This window comes from Bacillus sp. JJ1503 (assembly GCF_036965125.1).
Lineage (GTDB): Bacteria > Bacillota > Bacilli > Bacillales > Cytobacillaceae > Cytobacillus.
Genome location: NZ_JBALOZ010000271.1, coordinates 1 through 540, shown reverse-complemented (window position 1 = coordinate 540; position 540 = coordinate 1). Strand labels below are relative to the sequence as shown.

General features: G+C 34.6%; 1 protein-coding gene. It reads left to right on the top strand.

What is annotated here, in order from left to right; translation table 11 throughout:
* Positions 1-246: 246 nt before the first annotated feature.
* The coding region (locus tag V7149_RS19690; RefSeq protein ID WP_335347292.1) for a heptaprenyl diphosphate synthase component 1 at positions 247-540 on the top strand (294 nt) is incomplete at its 3' end.

Genomic DNA, 540 nt, shown 5'->3' with positions numbered 1-540 from the left:
CCGATTGGTTCAACTAACATTTAGCGGGGATAAAGCGCCCCATTAAATGAAGTTTCACTTTAATCCATTTGCAGGCTTTTATATGTAAGACTTTAGTTTTTCCGGAAAATCTCCTATTAAGGTATTCTAAGTTGTGATATAATTGTCCTGCCTTATGGATATTAGATATGTGTAATAAATGTAAAAAAGAAGAAAATGATAATAACGCACTGATGAAGAAAACTTAAGGAAATCAAGGGTGATCGCATGCTAGACATGAATGTGAAAATGGCAATTGTTAAGGAGCAAATCGAAAAAAAGATACGGCACCCTTATTTACTTAAATACATAGAATCTCCAAATATAGATGAAGATAAGCTATTACTTCTAGTTACGGTTCTTGATCATGTTAATCTTCCTGAAGAAAGGCTAAGAAACTTTGCTATTACAACGATGCTGATTCAAATTGCGCTTGATACACATGAATTAGTAACGAATGAAGAGCTGGACTCAGATCAACTAAAAGACAGGCAGCTAACAGTTCTCGCCGGTGTGTATTAT